The sequence below is a fragment of the Halorubrum sp. LN27 genome (genome assembly GCF_016635065.1).
Taxonomy (GTDB): domain Archaea; phylum Halobacteriota; class Halobacteria; order Halobacteriales; family Haloferacaceae; genus Halorubrum; species Halorubrum salipaludis.
The window spans coordinates 1,012,406-1,027,817 of sequence record NZ_JAEPET010000001.1; the positions used below are offsets into that span (position 1 = coordinate 1,012,406).

General features: G+C 71.6%; 15 protein-coding genes. 10 read left to right on the plus strand and 5 right to left on the minus strand.

Annotation, left to right across the window (positions count from 1 at the left end; all coding sequences use genetic code 11):
• The first annotated feature begins 150 nt into the window (after window positions 1–150).
• Both JIN95_RS04980 and JIN95_RS04985 read left to right on the plus strand, forming a co-directional pair.
• On the plus strand, window positions 151–924 hold the full coding sequence (locus JIN95_RS04980) for a GTP cyclohydrolase III (protein ID WP_095637803.1): 774 nt from the start codon (window positions 151–153) through the stop codon (window positions 922–924).
• A gap of 139 nt (window positions 925–1,063) precedes the next feature.
• The gene (locus JIN95_RS04985) at window positions 1,064–1,294 is read left to right on the plus strand and encodes a hypothetical protein (RefSeq protein ID WP_095637804.1); all 231 of its coding nucleotides are present in this window, start codon (window positions 1,064–1,066) and stop codon (window positions 1,292–1,294) included.
• A 245-nt stretch (window positions 1,295–1,539) separates the two neighbouring features.
• Here JIN95_RS04985 and JIN95_RS04990 read toward each other — a convergent pair whose 3' ends face one another.
• Complete coding sequence (locus JIN95_RS04990; protein ID WP_095637805.1) at window positions 1,540–1,746, minus strand: hypothetical protein; 207 nt, start codon at window positions 1,744–1,746, stop codon at window positions 1,540–1,542.
• A 160-nt stretch (window positions 1,747–1,906) separates the two neighbouring features.
• On the opposite strand from JIN95_RS04990, the gene JIN95_RS04995 reads away from it, so the two are divergent.
• The gene (locus JIN95_RS04995; protein ID WP_200530688.1) at window positions 1,907–2,722 is read left to right on the plus strand and encodes an SDR family NAD(P)-dependent oxidoreductase; all 816 of its coding nucleotides are present in this window, start codon (window positions 1,907–1,909) and stop codon (window positions 2,720–2,722) included.
• On the opposite strand, the gene JIN95_RS05000 is transcribed toward JIN95_RS04995, so the two are convergent.
• Window positions 2,709–3,287, minus strand: coding sequence for a PadR family transcriptional regulator (locus JIN95_RS05000; RefSeq protein ID WP_095637806.1), 579 nt, complete (start codon window positions 3,285–3,287; stop codon window positions 2,709–2,711). The two genes, JIN95_RS04995 and JIN95_RS05000, sit on opposite strands and share 14 nt — an antisense overlap.
• A gap of 88 nt (window positions 3,288–3,375) precedes the next feature.
• Here JIN95_RS05000 and JIN95_RS05005 point away from each other — a divergent pair, with 88 nt between their 5' ends.
• Window positions 3,376–4,989: a heme-binding protein gene (locus JIN95_RS05005; RefSeq protein ID WP_200530689.1), complete on the plus strand. Its 1,614-nt coding sequence runs from the start codon at window positions 3,376–3,378 to the stop codon at window positions 4,987–4,989.
• 48 nt (window positions 4,990–5,037) lie between these two features.
• Here the strand turns inward: JIN95_RS05005 and JIN95_RS05010 are convergent, their stop codons facing one another.
• Window positions 5,038–5,544, minus strand: coding sequence for an OsmC family protein (locus JIN95_RS05010; RefSeq protein WP_200530690.1), 507 nt, complete (start codon window positions 5,542–5,544; stop codon window positions 5,038–5,040).
• 100 nt (window positions 5,545–5,644) lie between these two features.
• Between JIN95_RS05010 and JIN95_RS05015 the strand changes: the two genes are divergently transcribed.
• The 5 genes from JIN95_RS05015 (at window position 5,645) to tgtA (ending at window position 10,966) form a co-directional block, all read left to right on the plus strand.
• A complete protein-coding gene (locus tag JIN95_RS05015) occupies window positions 5,645–6,109 on the plus strand; it encodes a universal stress protein (RefSeq protein WP_200530691.1) in 465 nt (154 codons plus the stop codon).
• A gap of 76 nt (window positions 6,110–6,185) precedes the next feature.
• A complete protein-coding gene (locus tag JIN95_RS05020; protein ID WP_200530692.1) occupies window positions 6,186–7,445 on the plus strand; it encodes a phosphohydrolase in 1,260 nt (419 codons plus the stop codon).
• 69 nt (window positions 7,446–7,514) lie between these two features.
• On the plus strand, window positions 7,515–8,504 hold the full coding sequence (locus JIN95_RS05025; protein WP_200530693.1) for a PfkB family carbohydrate kinase: 990 nt from the start codon (window positions 7,515–7,517) through the stop codon (window positions 8,502–8,504).
• Window positions 8,505–8,579: 75 nt separating this feature from the next.
• Window positions 8,580–9,386 carry a Nif3-like dinuclear metal center hexameric protein gene (locus tag JIN95_RS05030; protein WP_200530694.1) on the plus strand — a complete coding sequence of 269 codons (807 nt, stop codon included), beginning with the start codon at window positions 8,580–8,582 and terminating at the stop codon, window positions 9,384–9,386.
• 68 nt (window positions 9,387–9,454) lie between these two features.
• Window positions 9,455–10,966 carry a tRNA guanosine(15) transglycosylase TgtA gene (tgtA, locus tag JIN95_RS05035; protein WP_200530695.1) on the plus strand — a complete coding sequence of 504 codons (1,512 nt, stop codon included), beginning with the start codon at window positions 9,455–9,457 and terminating at the stop codon, window positions 10,964–10,966.
• A 31-nt stretch (window positions 10,967–10,997) separates the two neighbouring features.
• Here tgtA and JIN95_RS05040 read toward each other — a convergent pair whose 3' ends face one another.
• Together JIN95_RS05040 and JIN95_RS05045 are read right to left on the minus strand one after the other, a co-directional pair.
• Window positions 10,998–11,444, minus strand: a complete 447-nt coding sequence (locus tag JIN95_RS05040; RefSeq protein ID WP_200530696.1) for a pyridoxamine 5'-phosphate oxidase family protein — start codon at window positions 11,442–11,444, stop codon at window positions 10,998–11,000.
• Window positions 11,445–11,920: 476 nt separating this feature from the next.
• Window positions 11,921–13,093 (minus strand): HAMP domain-containing sensor histidine kinase, encoded by a 1,173-nt coding sequence (locus tag JIN95_RS05045; protein ID WP_200530697.1) that lies wholly within the window; start codon window positions 13,091–13,093, stop codon window positions 11,921–11,923.
• A gap of 154 nt (window positions 13,094–13,247) precedes the next feature.
• Here JIN95_RS05045 and arcS point away from each other — a divergent pair, with 154 nt between their 5' ends.
• Window positions 13,248–15,050 (plus strand): archaeosine synthase subunit alpha, encoded by a 1,803-nt coding sequence (arcS, locus tag JIN95_RS05050; protein ID WP_200530698.1) that lies wholly within the window; start codon window positions 13,248–13,250, stop codon window positions 15,048–15,050.
• The last annotated feature ends 362 nt before the right edge of the window (window positions 15,051–15,412 follow it).

Sequence of the window (15,412 nt, forward strand, 5' to 3'; positions counted from 1 at the left end):
GGGGCGCCACCGCCGTAGGGATTGCGGCGCCCGGGGGATTCGCTCCGGGACGCCGTCCGCAGTTCGAGCCCCTCGTTTCACATTCGGGACCAGTTCCAGCTTCGGGATAACGGAAGCGTAAAGCGGGGTCGCTCCCAACCGACGGTCACTGTGACGACGACTCAGGTGACGCTGGTCCAGATCGACAACTACGGGCCGTGGACGGTGACGCCGGAGCCCCGCCGGGAGATGGACCTCCAGGCGCTCCAGTCGCGGCTCTTCGCCGATATCGCCCAGTTCATGGGTCCGCGGGACGCCTACGTCTTCTCCACCCGGTACGACAACATGATCGCCGTGACGAACGGGCTCGACGGCGCGGCCCACGCGGCGCTCCAGGAGTCGATCGGGAACCGCTACCCCGTGAGCGTCAGTCTCGGGACGGGCGTCGCCGAGCGACCGATCGACGCCCTGGAGGCCGCGAACCGCCTGCTCCAGACCGAGGGGAGCGCCCAGGACGAGGACCGGACCGAGGTGCTCGCCGGCGACTACCTCACCGAGACCGACCCGTCCGACCTCCAAATCGCCCACTTCGACGTGGTGAACGTGACCGGGAAGTACACCGACCGCCTCAACGAGTTCGACACGTTCCTGAACGTCGAGCGCGCCTACGGCTCGCTGACGCGGTACCTCCGCGAGACCCACGGCGCCCTCTCGTTTTTTGTCGGCGGCGACAACGTCGTCGCCGTCTGTCCGGACCTCCCCGAGCGGGCCTTCGCCGACGCGGTCGCGCACGTGGCCGACGACGCCGACATCGAACTGCAGGTCGGCGTCGGTCGCGGCGCCTCCGCCCACGAGGCCGGCTTCGCCGCCAAACACGCGCTCGAGGCCTGCCGCGACGGCGGGACGAGCGTCGAGTTCTCCGGCGTCCCGGTTCTCGGCGACTGATCGCCGGATCCGCGGCGGTGTTCGGTCCCGTTCTCTCCGCCCCTCCCGTCTCTCCGCGTGTTCCCCTCCGCCACCCGTTATCAGATCTGAAGATTAGGCTGTGACGTTTTTATAGGGGCGGTCGGAACGCTCAGCCAACATGTCCGATGACATAGTGTTCGTCTGCACGGCGGACGGCTGCGACGAGGGGCCGTGGGAGGGGTCTCACGACGCGATGGCGCACTGCGCCGAGCACCCGGACCACGGGTACACCGGGCGGCCGCGCGCCGAAGTCGATGAGGTCATCCCCGCGACGGCGACGCGGAAGCGCGACAACCGGAACTTACAGCACAAGGGTCACCCGAAGGGCGCGCTTGCGCAGGACGACTGACCGCGCCCGGGATCGGACCGCCTCCGAGGTCCGCGTTCTCGGCCGGGAGACCCGCGTTCTCGGCCGGAAGTGGCTTCCGGTGATCGGTGTCTCGCGGCTCCGCGACGCCTGACGGCGTTCCTCGCGTCCCGCCTCGAGCGTCGATATCGCGGTTCTCACCGTCTCCGCTCTCCTCGACTGCCGTTCTCTCCGACTGCGCCCTCTCCGACTGCGACCACCCTAGCGCCCCGTTCGCCGTTTCCCCTTCAGGCCTCGTCGAAGAGACCGAGGTCCTCCGCGACGAGGTCCGCCAGCTGGTCTTTCAGCGCGGGATCGACCTCCGCGATCTCCTCTCCGTCGTGTTTCCCGTCGTTGTGCTTGGCGAGCGCGTCCGCCACGTCGGACAGCGGGACGCTGGTCTCCGTCTCGCACTCGGTGCACACGATCGGGACGGACGGTTCGTCGGTGGACATTGTCCGGGTAGTCGCGGGTCGCCGGTATATGCCTTCGGGAGCGCGGACCCGACGGGCCCGTCGTCCCCGTCGCCATCGCGGATCGAACTCCCGAGAGTTCCGGAGCCCGCGTCCGGTCCGAACCGCCAGCGTCACCCGTTTCGGAGCGCTATCGGTCCCCATGCGTGTCCTCGTGACCGGGGCGGCCGGCGGCATCGGGAGCGGCGTCGTGCGAACGCTCGCGGCCGCCGGCCACGACGTGATCGGGATCGACCGCGACGCCGCGGGGCTGGCCGACCTCCCCGGGGCCGCGGAGACCCACGCGCTCGACCTCCGTGACGGGGACGCGGTCGAGGCGCTCCTCGCCGACCGCGAGCTGGACCGCGTCGTCTCCTGCGTCGGCGGGTACGAGATCGCGGCGGTCGAGGACACCACCCTCGACTCCTTCCGTCGCCAGCTCGACGCGAACCTGACCGCGGTCCACACCGTCGTCCGGGCCGCCCTCCCGTCGATCCGGGAGCGCGGCGGGCGGATCGTCGTGGTCGGGTCGATGGTCGGCTCGACCGCGCTGCCCTACCACGGCGCCTACAGCGCGGCGAAGGCCGGGCTGCGCGGGTACGCCGACGCGCTCCGCCGCGAGGTCGAGCCCCGGGGCGCGACCGTCGCCTTCGTCGAGCCGGGGCCGGTCCCGACCGGGTTCAACGAGCGCGCGGCGGCGGGGCTCGCGGAGCGAAACGCTGACGCCGATCCCGACGGGCCCTACGCCGACGCGTACCGGGCGTTCGAGGGGTACTCGCCCGCCGCCACCGACGTGGAAACCGTGGTCGAGCGCGTCGTCGTCGCGGCCACGACGGACCGGCCGCGGGCGGTCTACCGAGTGAGCCGGCGCGCGCGCTGGCTGCCGCGGCTGGCGGCGATACTCCCCGACCGGCTGTACGACCGCCTGGTCCGCGCCGGGCTGCCGGACGGGGTGCTCGGACGGCTCATCGACCGATAGCGTCCCCGCCGCTCTCGTCGGCAGCGGCGTCGCCGCCCGCGCCCTCGCCGCCTCCCCCTCCGTTCGCCGCCGCGTGGAACTCCTCCGGCGTGTCGTCGATCCGCTCGAACTCCCCGAAGTCGCGCTCGTGGTGGCGGATCGTCTGCTCGACGATCCACGCGCTGTAGCGCTCGGAGAATTCCCACTCTCCTTCGTCGTCGTCGACCGCGAACCGCTCGTCGGTGGCGAGCGCGGCGTACAGGTGGTAGAAGCCGAGCACCACGTCGCCGAAGTCCTTCGCCTCGCCGCCGATCGCCCGGCGCTTCTCGGCGAGCTCCTCGCGGCCCGCGTCGGTGAGCGCGAAGTACTTGCGGTCGGGCTCGTCGGCGCGCTCGACGCGCTCGGCGACGCCCTCCTCCTCGAACTTGTAGAGGATCGGGTAGACCGAGCCGTACGAGGGCTCCCAGTGCCCGCCGCTTATCTCGGTGATCTCGCCGAGCAGCTCGTACCCGTACCGGGGTCGCTCGTCGAGCAGCTCCAACACGAGATACGAGATCAGGCCTTTCGGCGGGCCGCTTTTCCGCATCGTTTCTACGTTTCTGAGTCGTCGTGAAAGGGTTTCGGTCGCGGCGACGACTCGCAAACCCCTAAGTCCCGGCGACCCAAGCCGCCGTATGGTCGAGGCACCACAGACCGAGGAGGGGTGGTTCGCGCTGCACGACTTCCGGTCCATCGACTGGGACGCGTGGCGCGAGGCCCCGGAGCGAGAGCGTGAACGGGCGATCGAGGAGGGGAAGCGCTTCCTGCGGCACCGGGAGCAGGTCGCCGACGCCGAGGCGGGCGACTCCGGGCTGTTCTCCGTGCTCGGGCACAAGGCGGACCTGCTGTTCGTCCACTTCCGCCCCGCGCTCGACGACCTGTCGTCGATCGAGCGCCGATTCGAGGACACCGCGCTCGCGCGGTTCACGGAGCGGACGACCTCCTACGTCTCCGTCACCGAGGTCTCCGGCTACGTCTCCGACGAGTACTTCGAGGACCCCGAATCGGTCGACGCGGGCCTCAAGCGCTACATCGAGGGGAAGCTGACGCCGGAGATTCCGGACGACGAGTACGTCTGCTTCTACCCGATGAGTAAGCGCCGCGGCGAGGAGTACAACTGGTACGACCTCTCGTTCGAGGACCGCGCCGACCTCATGGCCGGCCACGGCGAGGTCGGGAAGGAGTACGCCGGCAAGATCAAGCAGGTGATCGCCTCCTCCGTCGGCTTCGAGGACCACGAGTGGGGCGTCACCCTGTTCGGCTCGGACCCGACGGACATCAAGGACATCGTCTACGAGATGCGGTTCGACCCCGCCTCCTCGCGGTACGGCGAGTTCGGCGAGTTCTACATCGGTCGGCGGTTCCCGCCCGCGGATCTCGGCCCGTACCTCGCGGGGGAGACGGTGCCGACGGGCGGCGCGGACGAGGCCCACCACGGCGAAAGCCACGGTCACGCCCACGGCGAGGGCGGTCACGATCACGCCCACGGCGACGACGGCCACGGTCGCGGCGAGGGCCACGACCGCGCCGGCTCCGGCGGCGGCCCCGCGCACGGGGACCACCCCCACGGCGAGGGGGAGTCGAGCGGCGAGGGCGATCACCCGCACGCGGGCGAGGGGGAGGGCCACGGCGGAGATGACGGTGAGGACGGCGACGCAGACGCCGCCGCCGACATCCGCGGCGAGCTCGCCGACCTCGACATCTACGCCGGCAAGCCCAGCGGCGAGGACGTGTACGCGACCGTGCTCTACAGCGAGGCCGACGTGGAGGAGCTGTTCGACGAGGTCGAGGGGCTCCGCGGTAACTTCGACCACTACGGGACCCACGTGAAGACGGCGGTGTACGAGGGGCGCGCCACCGACCGCGCCGCGGTCGTCTCCATCTGGGACACCGCCTCCGCCGCCGAGACCGCGGCCGGCTTCCTCTCGGAGCTGCCGGACATCGTCGCCCGCGCCGGCGAGGAGTCCGGCTTCGGCACGATGGGGATGTTCTACACCGTCAAGCCGGAGCACCAGGAGGACTTCACCGACACGTTCGACGACGTGGGCGAGATCCTCGGGGAGATGGACGGCCACGTCGAGACGGACCTGATGGTGAACGTCGAAGACGAGAACGACATGTTCATCGCGAGCCAGTGGCACGCGAAGGAGGACGCGATGGCCTTCTTCGGCTCCGAGGAGTTCCGCGAGACGGTCCAGTGGGGCCGCGAGGTGCTCGCCGACCGACCGCGGCACGTCTTCCTGGCCTGAGACCCCTCCGATCGCGGGGCCGCTAACCGCCGATCGGCGGTCGGCGGCTCACTCGAAGTTCCATTCCGTCTCCACCGACGGCGGCGACGCAAGCGTCTGATACACGACGCAGTACTTCTCGGTGTACTTTCGTAGCGCGTCCCGAGTCCCCTCGTCGAGGTCGCCGTCGACGGCGACGTCGAGTCTGATGTCTTGGAAGCCGACCGGCACGTCGTCGTCGACGCCCATCGTCCCCCGGAGGTCGAGGTCGCCGCTCGCCTCCACGGAGATGTCGGCGTCGCTCCCGAAGCTGTCCGCGACGGCCTGCGCGGTCAGCTGCGCGCAGGCCGCCAGCGCGCCCAGGAGTAGGTCGCCGGAGCAGGCACCGCCGCCCGGACCGCCCGCCCCCTCGTGGAGCTCCGCCTCGTAGATCGCCCGGCCGATGTCGACGCTGCACGACCGGGCGTCCCCCTCCGTCTCGCCGGTCGCGCTCAGCGTGATCTGTGCCGCCTCCGGGTTCGTCTCGTATTCCGCTTTCAACGGCTCCTGCTCTTCTTGTAAGTCACTCTCTCTCATGCTTCTTCCGCTCTCCGGGGCCACCGGAATAACCGTTTCCGTCGCATCCGTCCCCGCGTGACCGCCGGGTTTTAGGTGGGGTCTGGGCCAATGGGCGTCCATGTTCGACACGATCGTGGTCGCGACCGACGGCTCCGACAGCGTCCGCCGGGCCGTCGACGTCGCGGTCGACGTCGCCGCGCGGTTCGACGCGGAGGTCCACGCCGTCTACGTCGTCGACAGCGGCGAGGTCGAGTCCACGCCCGACGAGGTCCGCGACGACCTCCGCGACGCGCTCGACGACCGCGGCGAGGACGCGCTCGACGAGGTGACCGACGCCGCGGCCGAGCGCGACCCGACCCTCGAGATCACGGCCGAGGTCCGGGAGGGCCGCCCGGCCCCCGAGATCGCCGGATACGCCCGGGAGGTCGACGCCGACGTGGTCGCGATGGGGACCCGCGGGCGGCACGGCGAGAACCGGTTCCTCATCGGCTCGGTGGCGGAGCGGGTCGTCCGGACCTGCCCGATCCCCGTGCTCACCGTCCGTCAGCTCACCGACGAGGACCCGCGGCGGACGACGATCTGAGGGCCGGGCCCCGACGCGCCCGCTCTCGACCGCCCGAGAACGGCGGAGTTTTCCCGCTGCCGCCCGGCGCGACGGTATGGACGACGAACTCATCGACGAGGCGGACATCCCCCGCTCGCGGTACACGCGGCTGCCCGGCAAGGGCTTCTTCTACCCGGACTCGCTGGACGAGGAGCGCGCGGAGCGACGCGCGAAGGAGGCGATCGAGGGCAGCGAGGCGGTCGTCATCGCCGACAGCGACGCCGACGGGCTCGCCTGCGCGGCGATGATCCGGGAGGCGTACGACGCCGCGCTCGACGCCGCGGACTTCGAGGCGGCCATCGCGGCGCGACTCGATGACGGGGAAGAGGACGGCGAGGAAGCCGGCGACGCCCACGGCGAGACCGAAGCCGACGATTCCGACGACCCCGACCCGACCGAGGACGCCCACGCCCAGTCGCCCGTCGGGCTGGTCTCCGCCGGGCCGTACTCCATCGACACGTCGCTCGAACGCGTGCTCGCGTACGCCGACGACGACGTGGATCTGTTCGTCTGTGACCTCTGTCCTGACGACTACGAGTGGATCGCCGAGCCGCTGGAGGCGCTCGCCGAGTCGACCGACTCGATCCGGTGGTTCGACCACCACCAGTGGGACGAGTCGACCGCCGCGGCGGTCCGCGACCTCGGCGTCGACCTCGTGGTCGGCGAGTCCGACGAGGAGTGCACCGCCGACGTGGCGCTCCGGTCGCTCGACCACGAGTTCGACGACCGGTGGACCGAGCTGGCGGCCGTGACCCGCGACCACGACCTCTGGATCAAGGAGGACCCGCGCTCCGACGACCTGGCCGACTACTCCTACTGGGCCGGCAGCGAGGAGTACGCGGCGATCGTGGGCGCGCACGGCGCCGACCTCCCCGAGACGGTCCGGGAGTTCGTCGCCGAGCGGCGCGTCGAGAAGGAGGCCCGGATCGACGCCGCCGTCGACCGCGCGGTCACCCACGAGGTCGGCGAGTGGACCGTCGCGGTGACGTACGGGCGGTGCTCGCAGAACGAGGTCGCGGAGGCGCTCCGGGGCGAGGGCGCCGACGCCGCGGTGATCGTCAAGCCCGCCGGCTCGGCGTCGATCCGCGGCTCCGAGGACTTCCGGCACGCCCACGAGGTCGCCGGGAAGGTGAACGGGGGCGGCCACCCGCAGGCGGCCGGCTGCAAGCCCGACATCTACGACGACATGCTCGACTACGCGCAGCACTGGACGACCGAGGGGCAGGCCTGCAAGCGGGTCATCCTCGCGGCGTTCGAGGCGGTCGCGGAGGCGGAGGGCGACGAGGGCGACGAGGACGACGAGGACGACGAGTAACCGCGGAGCGGAGTCCGCGACCCGACGAACGGCGAACCTTCATACCGGTCGGCGACGATCCTCCCACCCATGACCGACATCCTCGTCGCCGGTGAGACGCTCGTCGACATGCTTCCCGGGGCGGGCGAGACGCTGCGCGACGTGGACGGGTTCACGCACCGACCGGGCGGCGCCCCGGCCACCGTCGCGGTCGGACTCTCGCGGCTCGGTGTACCCCCGCGATTCTGGACTCGGCTCGGCGACGACCCCTTCGGTGACTTCCTGCGGGAGACGCTCGACGAGGCGGGCGTCCCGGGCGGGTTCTCTCGACGCGTCGAGGGGAACACCACCCTCGCGGTGGTCTCCCCGCCGGACGCAGACGGTCGGCGCTTCCGCTTTTACGGCTCGCGGGACGCCACCTTCGGGTTCGAGCCCGACGCGGTCCCGACCGACGCGCTGGCGTCCGTCTCGTGGGTCCACCTCGGCGGCGTCGCCCTGACGCACCCCGCGGGCCGGAGAGCCATGCGGACGCTGGCGGCCGCGGCCGCCGAGCGCGGGTGCACCGTCTCCTTCGACGTGAACTACCGCCCCGATCTGGTTCCGGAAGGGGAGCGCGACGCGGTGATGGAGGCGATCCGCGACGTGCTCGCGGACGCCGACGTGGCGTTCGCCAGCGACGAGGACGCGGCGGCGGCCGGTCTCTCCTCGCACGAGGGCGACGCGCTGGCTCGGGACCTGGTGGAGTTCGGACCGCACACGGCGGTCGTCACGCTCGGCGCCGCGGGCGCGGTCGCGGCGAGCTCGGAGGCGGCGCCGTGGGGCGAGGCGGCCGCGCGCCACGGGGGGTTCCCGGTCGAGGCGGTCGACGCCACCGGCGCGGGCGATGCGTTCACCGCCGGGCTCATAACCCGGCTCGCCGCGAGTGCTGGCGACGCCGGCAACGCGGATGACCCGCCAGACCTCGACGACGCGCTCGCGTTCGCCAACGCGACCGCCGCGCTCTCGGTGCAGGGCTACGGAGGAATGACGGCGCTCCCCGACCGCGAGGCCGTCGAAGCCTTCCTCGCGGAACGAGAGTAACCACCGCGGGGCGCCGGCGGGGAACCGACCGCCGAGAGCCGCGCGCTTTATCTCCCGGCCGCCGCACGCGTCGGTATGGAGCGCTCCGAGTACGTGCGACGACTCGACGACCGGCTGGGTACGGCCGCGTACGCCGACGTCGACGCCAGCGCGAACGGACTGCAGGTGGGGTCGGACGAGGGGGAGATCGAGCGCGTCGCCTTCGCGGTCGACGCCGCGGACGCGACGATCGAGGCCGCGGCCGACGCGGGCGCCGACGCCCTCGTCGTCCACCACGGGATCTCGTGGGGCGGGATCGAGCGGGTCACGGGCCGGACCTACGACCGGGTCGAGGCGCTCGCCGAGCGCGACATCGCCCTGTACGTCTCGCACCTCCCGCTCGACGGCCACCCCGACCTCGGCAACGCCGCCGGCGTCGCGGAAGAAATCGGCCTCGGCGACCGGGCGCCGTTCGGCGAGATCGGGCCGGTCACGATCGGGACGATCGGCGAGACGGAGTCGCCGCGGTCGGCGGCGTCGATCCGCGAGACGCTCGACGGGTTCGAGGGCCAGCCGGGCGGCGAGGGAGACGGCGAGGTCGATAGCGGGAGCGGAGCGTCCCCGACGCGAGTCGTCGACTTCGGGCCCGACGAGATCGAGCGCGTCGCGGTCGTCACCGGCTCCGGCACCGACTGGCTCGACGAGGCGGTCGAGGCGGGGGCCGACGCGCTGGTCACGGGCGAGGGGAAGGGACGCGTGTACCACGACGCGCGCGAGGCCGGGATCACGGTGTTCCTCGCGGGCCATTACGCGACCGAGACGTTCGGCGTCCGGTCGCTGCAGGCGCTGACCGAGGAGTGGGGGCTGGAGACGACGTACGTGAGTCACCCGACCGGACTGTAGCGCGGCGGTCGGCCCGTCGGCTCGCCCCCGAACGCAACCCTTACCGCCCGCGTCCCCGCAGTCCGGGTATGCGCGATCACTTCGAGATCCGGGACCACGACGCCGCCGGGCGGATCGGGCGGCTGGAGGTCCCCCGCGCCGGGGTGACCGTCGAGACGCCGGCGCTCCTGCCGGTCGTCAATCCCAACGTCCTCACGATCGAGCCGCGGCGGCTCGCCGAGGAGTTCGGCGCGGAGATGCTGATCACCAACTCCTACATCATCCGGAGCACCGACCGGATCCGCGACCGCGTGCTCGAGGAGGGGCTCCACGACTTCCTCGGGTTCGACGGCGCGATCATGACCGACTCCGGCTCCTTCCAGCTGGCCGAGTACGGCGACATCGACGTGACCACCGAGGAGATCATCGAGTTCCAGCGGCGGATCGGAACCGACGTGGCCACGCCGGTCGACGTGCCGACGCCACCCGACGTCGACCGCGAGCGCGCGGAGCGCGAACTGGAGACGACCCGACAGGCCCTCGCCGACGCCGAGGCCGCGGAGACGGGCGACATGCTCGTCAACGCCCCCGTGCAGGGGTCGACGTTCCCGGACCTCCGCGAGGAGGCGGGGCGCCACGCGAGCGCGACCGACCTGGACGTGTTCCCGGTCGGCGCGATGGTCCCCCTGCTCAACTCCTACCGCTACGCCGAGGTCGTCGAGGCGGTGCGGGCGGCCAAGCGCGGGCTCGACCCGGACGCCCCGGTCCACCTGTTCGGCGCCGGCCACCCGATGATGCTCGCGCTGGCGGTCGCCGCGGGCTGTGACCTGTTCGACTCGGCCGCCTACGCGCTGATGGCGCGCGACGGCCGGTACCTGACGGTCTCGGGGACGGAACACCTCGAAGAGATGGAGTACTTCCCCTGCTCGTGTCCCGTCTGCGCCGAGCACACGCCCGCGGAGCTGCGGGAGCTGGACGGGGGCGGCGGCGCCGGCGGCGCCGAAGACGACCGGACCGCGGAGCAGCTCCTCGCCGAGCACAACCTCCACGTCACCTTCGAGGAGCTGCGGCGCGTGAAGGCCGCGATCCGCTCCGGGAACCTCCTCCAGCTCGTCGACCGCCGCGCCCGGGGCCACCCCGCGATGCTCGACGGGCTCCGGACCCTCCTCGACCACGCCGACGAGTTAGAGGAGACCGACCCCGTCTCGAAGGACGCGTTCTTCTACACCTCCCACGAGTCCGCCCGCCGTCCCGAGGTCCGGCGGCACCACGACCGGCTCTCGCGGCTCGCGGTCCCCGACCGGATCCTCCTCACCGAGTCGGACGCGCCCTCCGACCACGACTACGACGCGGTGTGGCGCGTGAAACCCCCGTTCGGCCCCTTCCCGCGGGCACTCTCCGAGACCTACCCGCTCACCGCGGAGGTCCCCGAGCGCGTCGACGGCGCGGCGCAGGTGGCGGCCGCCGAGGGCGTCGCGAGTCTCGCCGACGCCAACCCCGACGCGGAGATCGTCCTCGGCCACGACGACTGGGCGCCGCGCGCGGTCGACGCGGTGCCGGACCGCGTCGAGACGGAGAACCTGCGGCACCTCGGTCGCTGAGGGTCCCGGCATCCGCCCGCGCGCTCGCCGGTCAGGGGTCGGCCGGCCCCATCCGCTCCGAGTAGTCCCACGAGTGGAGTCGCTCGGGCTCGATCCGTACCCGGATCTCCTCGCGGTCCGGCCGGAGGAGCCGGTCCCCCGTCGGGTTGTCGACGCCGCCGAGATAGCGCTCCAACAGCGCGCGGAGCAGCTCCTGGTCCGCGTCCGGCGTCACCGTCGCGCGCCCCCGTCCCCGGACTCCCTTATAAGGGGGATCGTTCGTCGACACCTCGAAGGAGACGTGATCGTCGTGCGCGAGGAAGTCGGCGAGGTCGGCGCTCGCGCTCGTCGCGCAGTTGACCGCGCCGTCCCACGAGAACCACAGCGAGACGATCCACGGGGCGTCGCTCGGCGTGCGACAGCCGACGCGGACCGGAATCTGCGCTCCGTCGAGGAACTCGTCGACGCGCTCCCGGTCCCAGGGGCCGGTGATGTCCATACGAGTCGTAGGGGCGTCTCCGCCTAAACAGTAGGTGCCGACGGAGCCGGGCCACGGTCGCGGACTCGGGTCTCTTAAACTACTACAGACGCGGCACCGATCGATAGCGGGAGTGAGTGTTGCAGATTAGTGGATGCGAGAGGATATTTAAAAGAACCGTGAGCGACGGCGACGATCGCTTATAAATGACGGCGCGGTGGCGCGTGCCTGCGAGCGGCCGACAGGCCGCGAGCAGCACCGCGCGAGGGAGTCGCTGGCGCCTTATAAGGCGCCAGCGACGAGGCTGGGGAGGCGTGAGGCTGCGGTTGCGGTGCGGCTGGGGCTTTGGAGGCCTTCACCACAGACACGTCGATCACGTATAAACAGCCGCTAGCGACACCACAATCCGACTTATAAACAACCGATCAGCCAATTTGCCATACGTACTCCCGGTATCGATCAAAAGCGGATCTGTTTCGGTGCCAGCTACGAGGCGGTCAAGCCGCCGGGATCCCGATCGTCACCGCCGTCCCGGTGTCGTCGCCTGCGCCCTCCCCGTCCGCCCGCGTCGTCTCGATCGAGAGCCACCCGTCGAACGCGTCCGCGGTCGCCCGGACGATCCAGAGCCCGAGCCCGCTCGCGTGCTCCAGTTGGGTCTCCGGGTCCCGACCCGTGATCACGCGGCTCTCGTCCTCGTGGATCCCGGGCCCGTCGTCGGCGACGGTGATCGCCACGTCGCCGTCGACCTCGCGGGCCGACAGGTCGACCGCGCTCGCGCCGTGTTCCGGCGCGTTGGTCGCGAGCTCCTCGACCGCGGTCGCGAGCCGGTCGTCGGCCAGCGCCGCGCAGGGCTCGACGTCGACGTCGACAGTCTCGGCGCCGGCCTCGCGGGCGGCCGCGGCGGCGTCCTCAAGCAGCGGCTCGACCGGGACCGACTCGCGCTCGTCCGGGCGGCGCTCGAAGGCCGCCTGCAGTCGCTTGGCGTCCTCCGCGAGCCCGCCGATCACCGCGGCGCTCTCCGCCACCGCCTCGGCCGAATTGCGGAGCTCGGGGTCGTCGACGCCCTCGGCGATGAGCGAGGCGTGGCCGCCGAGCACCGTCGTCTCGTTGCGGAGGTTGTGGCGGATCATCCGGTTCAGCACGGAGACGCGGCGCTGCTCCTTGGCGAGCTGCTGTGCGCGCACCCGTCGGGCGTCGTAGACGCCGATGATGACGTGCGCGACCGCGCCGATCGCGAGCACCTTCGCGACCGTGAAGGTGGGCGCGATCATCGGCGATCCGAGCTGCGCCTGATACCGGATAATACCGAGCATAATGGCGCCGAGAACGACGATCCCGAACAGGCTCCAGACGGCGATACGGACCGCGTTCCGTGTCGTGAACGTGCTGCGGTACAGGAGTCCGCCGACGACCACCAGCGCGACCGACAGGACGGTCCCCAGCACCGACAGGGCGATCCCGATCGGCGGTTCACCGCCCGAGACGAGCGGGGTCACGTTCGGGATCAGGAGGACGAATCCCGACAGCGAGACGAACAGGGCGGCGGCCGCGCGAGCGACGCCGCCGTCCGGCTCCTCGGAGACGTGGTCCGGATCGATCACGCCGAGCGCCGCCAGCAGTTCCCGTACTCGTCCCCCGCCGGCGTCCCGCGTGTCGTACCGTCCTGCCATCCCGTCCGGGAATGACGGTCCGAAATAAAACGCTTCGCACGCGAGTATCGGCGGTGAGTCTCGGACCGGTCGAACGAGGAGCACTCCCTCTCCACGACTCCTCCGCGCGACCGCGGAACACAAGAGAATTGACCGTCCCCCCGCGAGAGGGAGTATGACCGAGTACTTCGAGGTCCACGAGCGCGACGGCGCCGCCCGGCTCGGTGAGCTCCGGCTCGCCGACCCCGTGACGACGCCGGCGCTCGCGGATCCGTTCCTGGCGGACGCCGGCAGCCTCTGGGCCGGCGACCGAGCGGTCCCCGACGGCGACGCGGCCGAGCTCACCGTCCTGCCCCACCGGGCGTTCCCCGCGGGCACCCGCGAGGAGGTCCGCGAGTCGTTCGCGGTCGATCACCCCGATGTCGACTACCCCGCCGCCGCGGTCGTCGACAGCGAGAGCGCCCGCGACGTGGGCGCCGACGCGTACGTCCTCGCGGACGCCTCCGGGTTCGTCGGCCACGGCGAGGCGTTCCGCGACGCGGTCGTGGCGGCGAAGGAGGCTCTGCCGGCCGACACCGCCCTCACGCTCTCCGGGGTCGCCACGCCCCGGAACGTCGCCACCCTCGCGTACGCCGGCGTCGACCTCGTCGACGCCACGCTCGCGCGGACGAAGGGGACGCAGGGAATGTATCTCACCGCCGACGCCGAGCACTTCCTCGAAGACCTCGACGAGCTGCCGTGCGCCTGTCCCGCCTGCGCGGGCCCCCGCGACGAGTTCACGCGCGCGGACTGCGCCGAGCACAACGTCAACGCGCTCCGCGCCGAGCTCCGGCGGGTCCGCGAGCGAATCCGGGCGGGTCGCCTGCGGGACTACATCGAGGGGCAGAGCCGCCACGAGCAGTGGCTCACGGCCGCGTTCCGCGAGTTCGACGACCAGTGGGGGTACCTGGAGGAGCGGACGCCGCTCATGCGCGACGCCGAGGTGACCGCGGCGACCGCGGAGACGCTCGACCGCGTCGAGATCCGTCGGTTCGCCGACCGCGTCACGAGCCGGTACCGGAACCGCTTCGCCGACCAGCCGCTCGTGCTCGTGCCCTGCTCGGCGACGAAGCCGTACAGCGACTCCCAGAGCCACCGCCAGTTCCACGACGCGATCCAGTGGCGGGGCCACACCGTCTCGATGACCTCGCCGATCGGCGTGGTGCCCCAGGAGCTGGAGACGACCTATCCCGCGCAACACTACGACGCCGTCGTCACCGGCGACTGGAGCGAAGACGAGATCGAGTTCGTCGCCGAGGTGCTCCGCCGATATCTGGAGCGCAACGACTACTCCCGCGTCGTCGCGCACGTCCCAGACCACGGCTACCGCGAGATCTGCGAGCGCGTCGAGCGCGACCCCGCGATCGACGTCCCCTTCGAGTACACCTGCGTCGGCCATCCGACGAGCGACGAGTCGCTGGGCGAGCTGAACGCCGCTCTCCAGGGCGAGCCCGCCTACAGCAAGCGGGAGCGCGAGCACAACACGGTCCGGGCGCTCGCCGACTACCTGCTCGGCGACGGCGCCGGCGACGACCTGTTCGGCGGCCCCGGCGAGGCCGACATCCGGACCACCGGCCGGTATCCCAAGCTCCAGGTCTGGGGCGACGACCCCGACGCCGGGCGCGAGGGCGAGCCCGGCGAACAGCTCGCGACGATGGTGCCGCAGTACGGCACCCTCTCGTTTACCATCGAGGGCGCGCGCCGGTGGGTCGCGAGCGACGCCCCGACCAAGCGCGTCGAGATCGACCGGTTCGTCCCGCACGGCTCCGTCTTGGCGCCCGGCGTCGTCGACGCGGACGACGACATCCGCGTGGGCGACGAGGTCGTCATCGAGGGGCCGAAGGCGTTCGCGGTCGGCCGCGCCGAGATGTCCGGGCCGGAGATGGTCGACTCGACGCGCGGCGTCGCCAGCGAGGTCCGGCACGTCGACGAGAAGTAGGGACGCGAACGGCGCACACTACTTATAAGCAGAGTCGCGGTGGCGCGTGCCTTCGAGGCCGCCCCGCGGCCGAGAAGCACGCGCGAGGTCGCCGGCGCTACGCGCCGGCTGCCAGAGGGACCTCCGGTCCCTCGCTGGAGTCGCTGGCGCCTTATAAGGCGCCAGCGACGAGGCTGGGGAGGTGCGAGGCTGCGGTTGCGGTGCGGAGCGGGCGGGGACTCAAAGGGGCAGCCGGAAGGACGAAGCACGACGACGCAAGGACCGCAGGAGCGAGCGAAGCGAGCGACTGCGGACCACAGCGAGTCGCGCGAGTCCTTCCGGCTGGGGCTTTGGAGGTGTTCATCGCCGATCCATCGGCAGCG

Coding starts and splice junctions, on each gene's coding strand:
- JIN95_RS05025 (WP_200530693.1), top strand. CDS start 7,515: ATGACCGACATCCTCGTCGCCGGTGAGACGCTCGTCGACATGCTTCCC.
- JIN95_RS05020 (WP_200530692.1), top strand. CDS start 6,186: ATGGACGACGAACTCATCGACGAGGCGGACATCCCCCGCTCGCGGTAC.
- JIN95_RS04995 (WP_200530688.1), top strand. CDS start 1,907: ATGCGTGTCCTCGTGACCGGGGCGGCCGGCGGCATCGGGAGCGGCGTC.
- JIN95_RS04990 (WP_095637805.1), bottom strand. CDS start 1,746: ATGTCCACCGACGAACCGTCCGTCCCGATCGTGTGCACCGAGTGCGAG.
- JIN95_RS04985 (WP_095637804.1), top strand. CDS start 1,064: ATGTCCGATGACATAGTGTTCGTCTGCACGGCGGACGGCTGCGACGAG.
- JIN95_RS05010 (WP_200530690.1), bottom strand. CDS start 5,544: ATGAGAGAGAGTGACTTACAAGAAGAGCAGGAGCCGTTGAAAGCGGAA.
- JIN95_RS05000 (WP_095637806.1), bottom strand. CDS start 3,287: ATGCGGAAAAGCGGCCCGCCGAAAGGCCTGATCTCGTATCTCGTGTTG.
- JIN95_RS05045 (WP_200530697.1), bottom strand. CDS start 13,093: ATGGCAGGACGGTACGACACGCGGGACGCCGGCGGGGGACGAGTACGG.
- arcS (WP_200530698.1), top strand. CDS start 13,248: ATGACCGAGTACTTCGAGGTCCACGAGCGCGACGGCGCCGCCCGGCTC.
- JIN95_RS05015 (WP_200530691.1), top strand. CDS start 5,645: ATGTTCGACACGATCGTGGTCGCGACCGACGGCTCCGACAGCGTCCGC.
- JIN95_RS05005 (WP_200530689.1), top strand. CDS start 3,376: ATGGTCGAGGCACCACAGACCGAGGAGGGGTGGTTCGCGCTGCACGAC.
- JIN95_RS05030 (WP_200530694.1), top strand. CDS start 8,580: ATGGAGCGCTCCGAGTACGTGCGACGACTCGACGACCGGCTGGGTACG.
- tgtA (WP_200530695.1), top strand. CDS start 9,455: ATGCGCGATCACTTCGAGATCCGGGACCACGACGCCGCCGGGCGGATC.
- JIN95_RS05040 (WP_200530696.1), bottom strand. CDS start 11,444: ATGGACATCACCGGCCCCTGGGACCGGGAGCGCGTCGACGAGTTCCTC.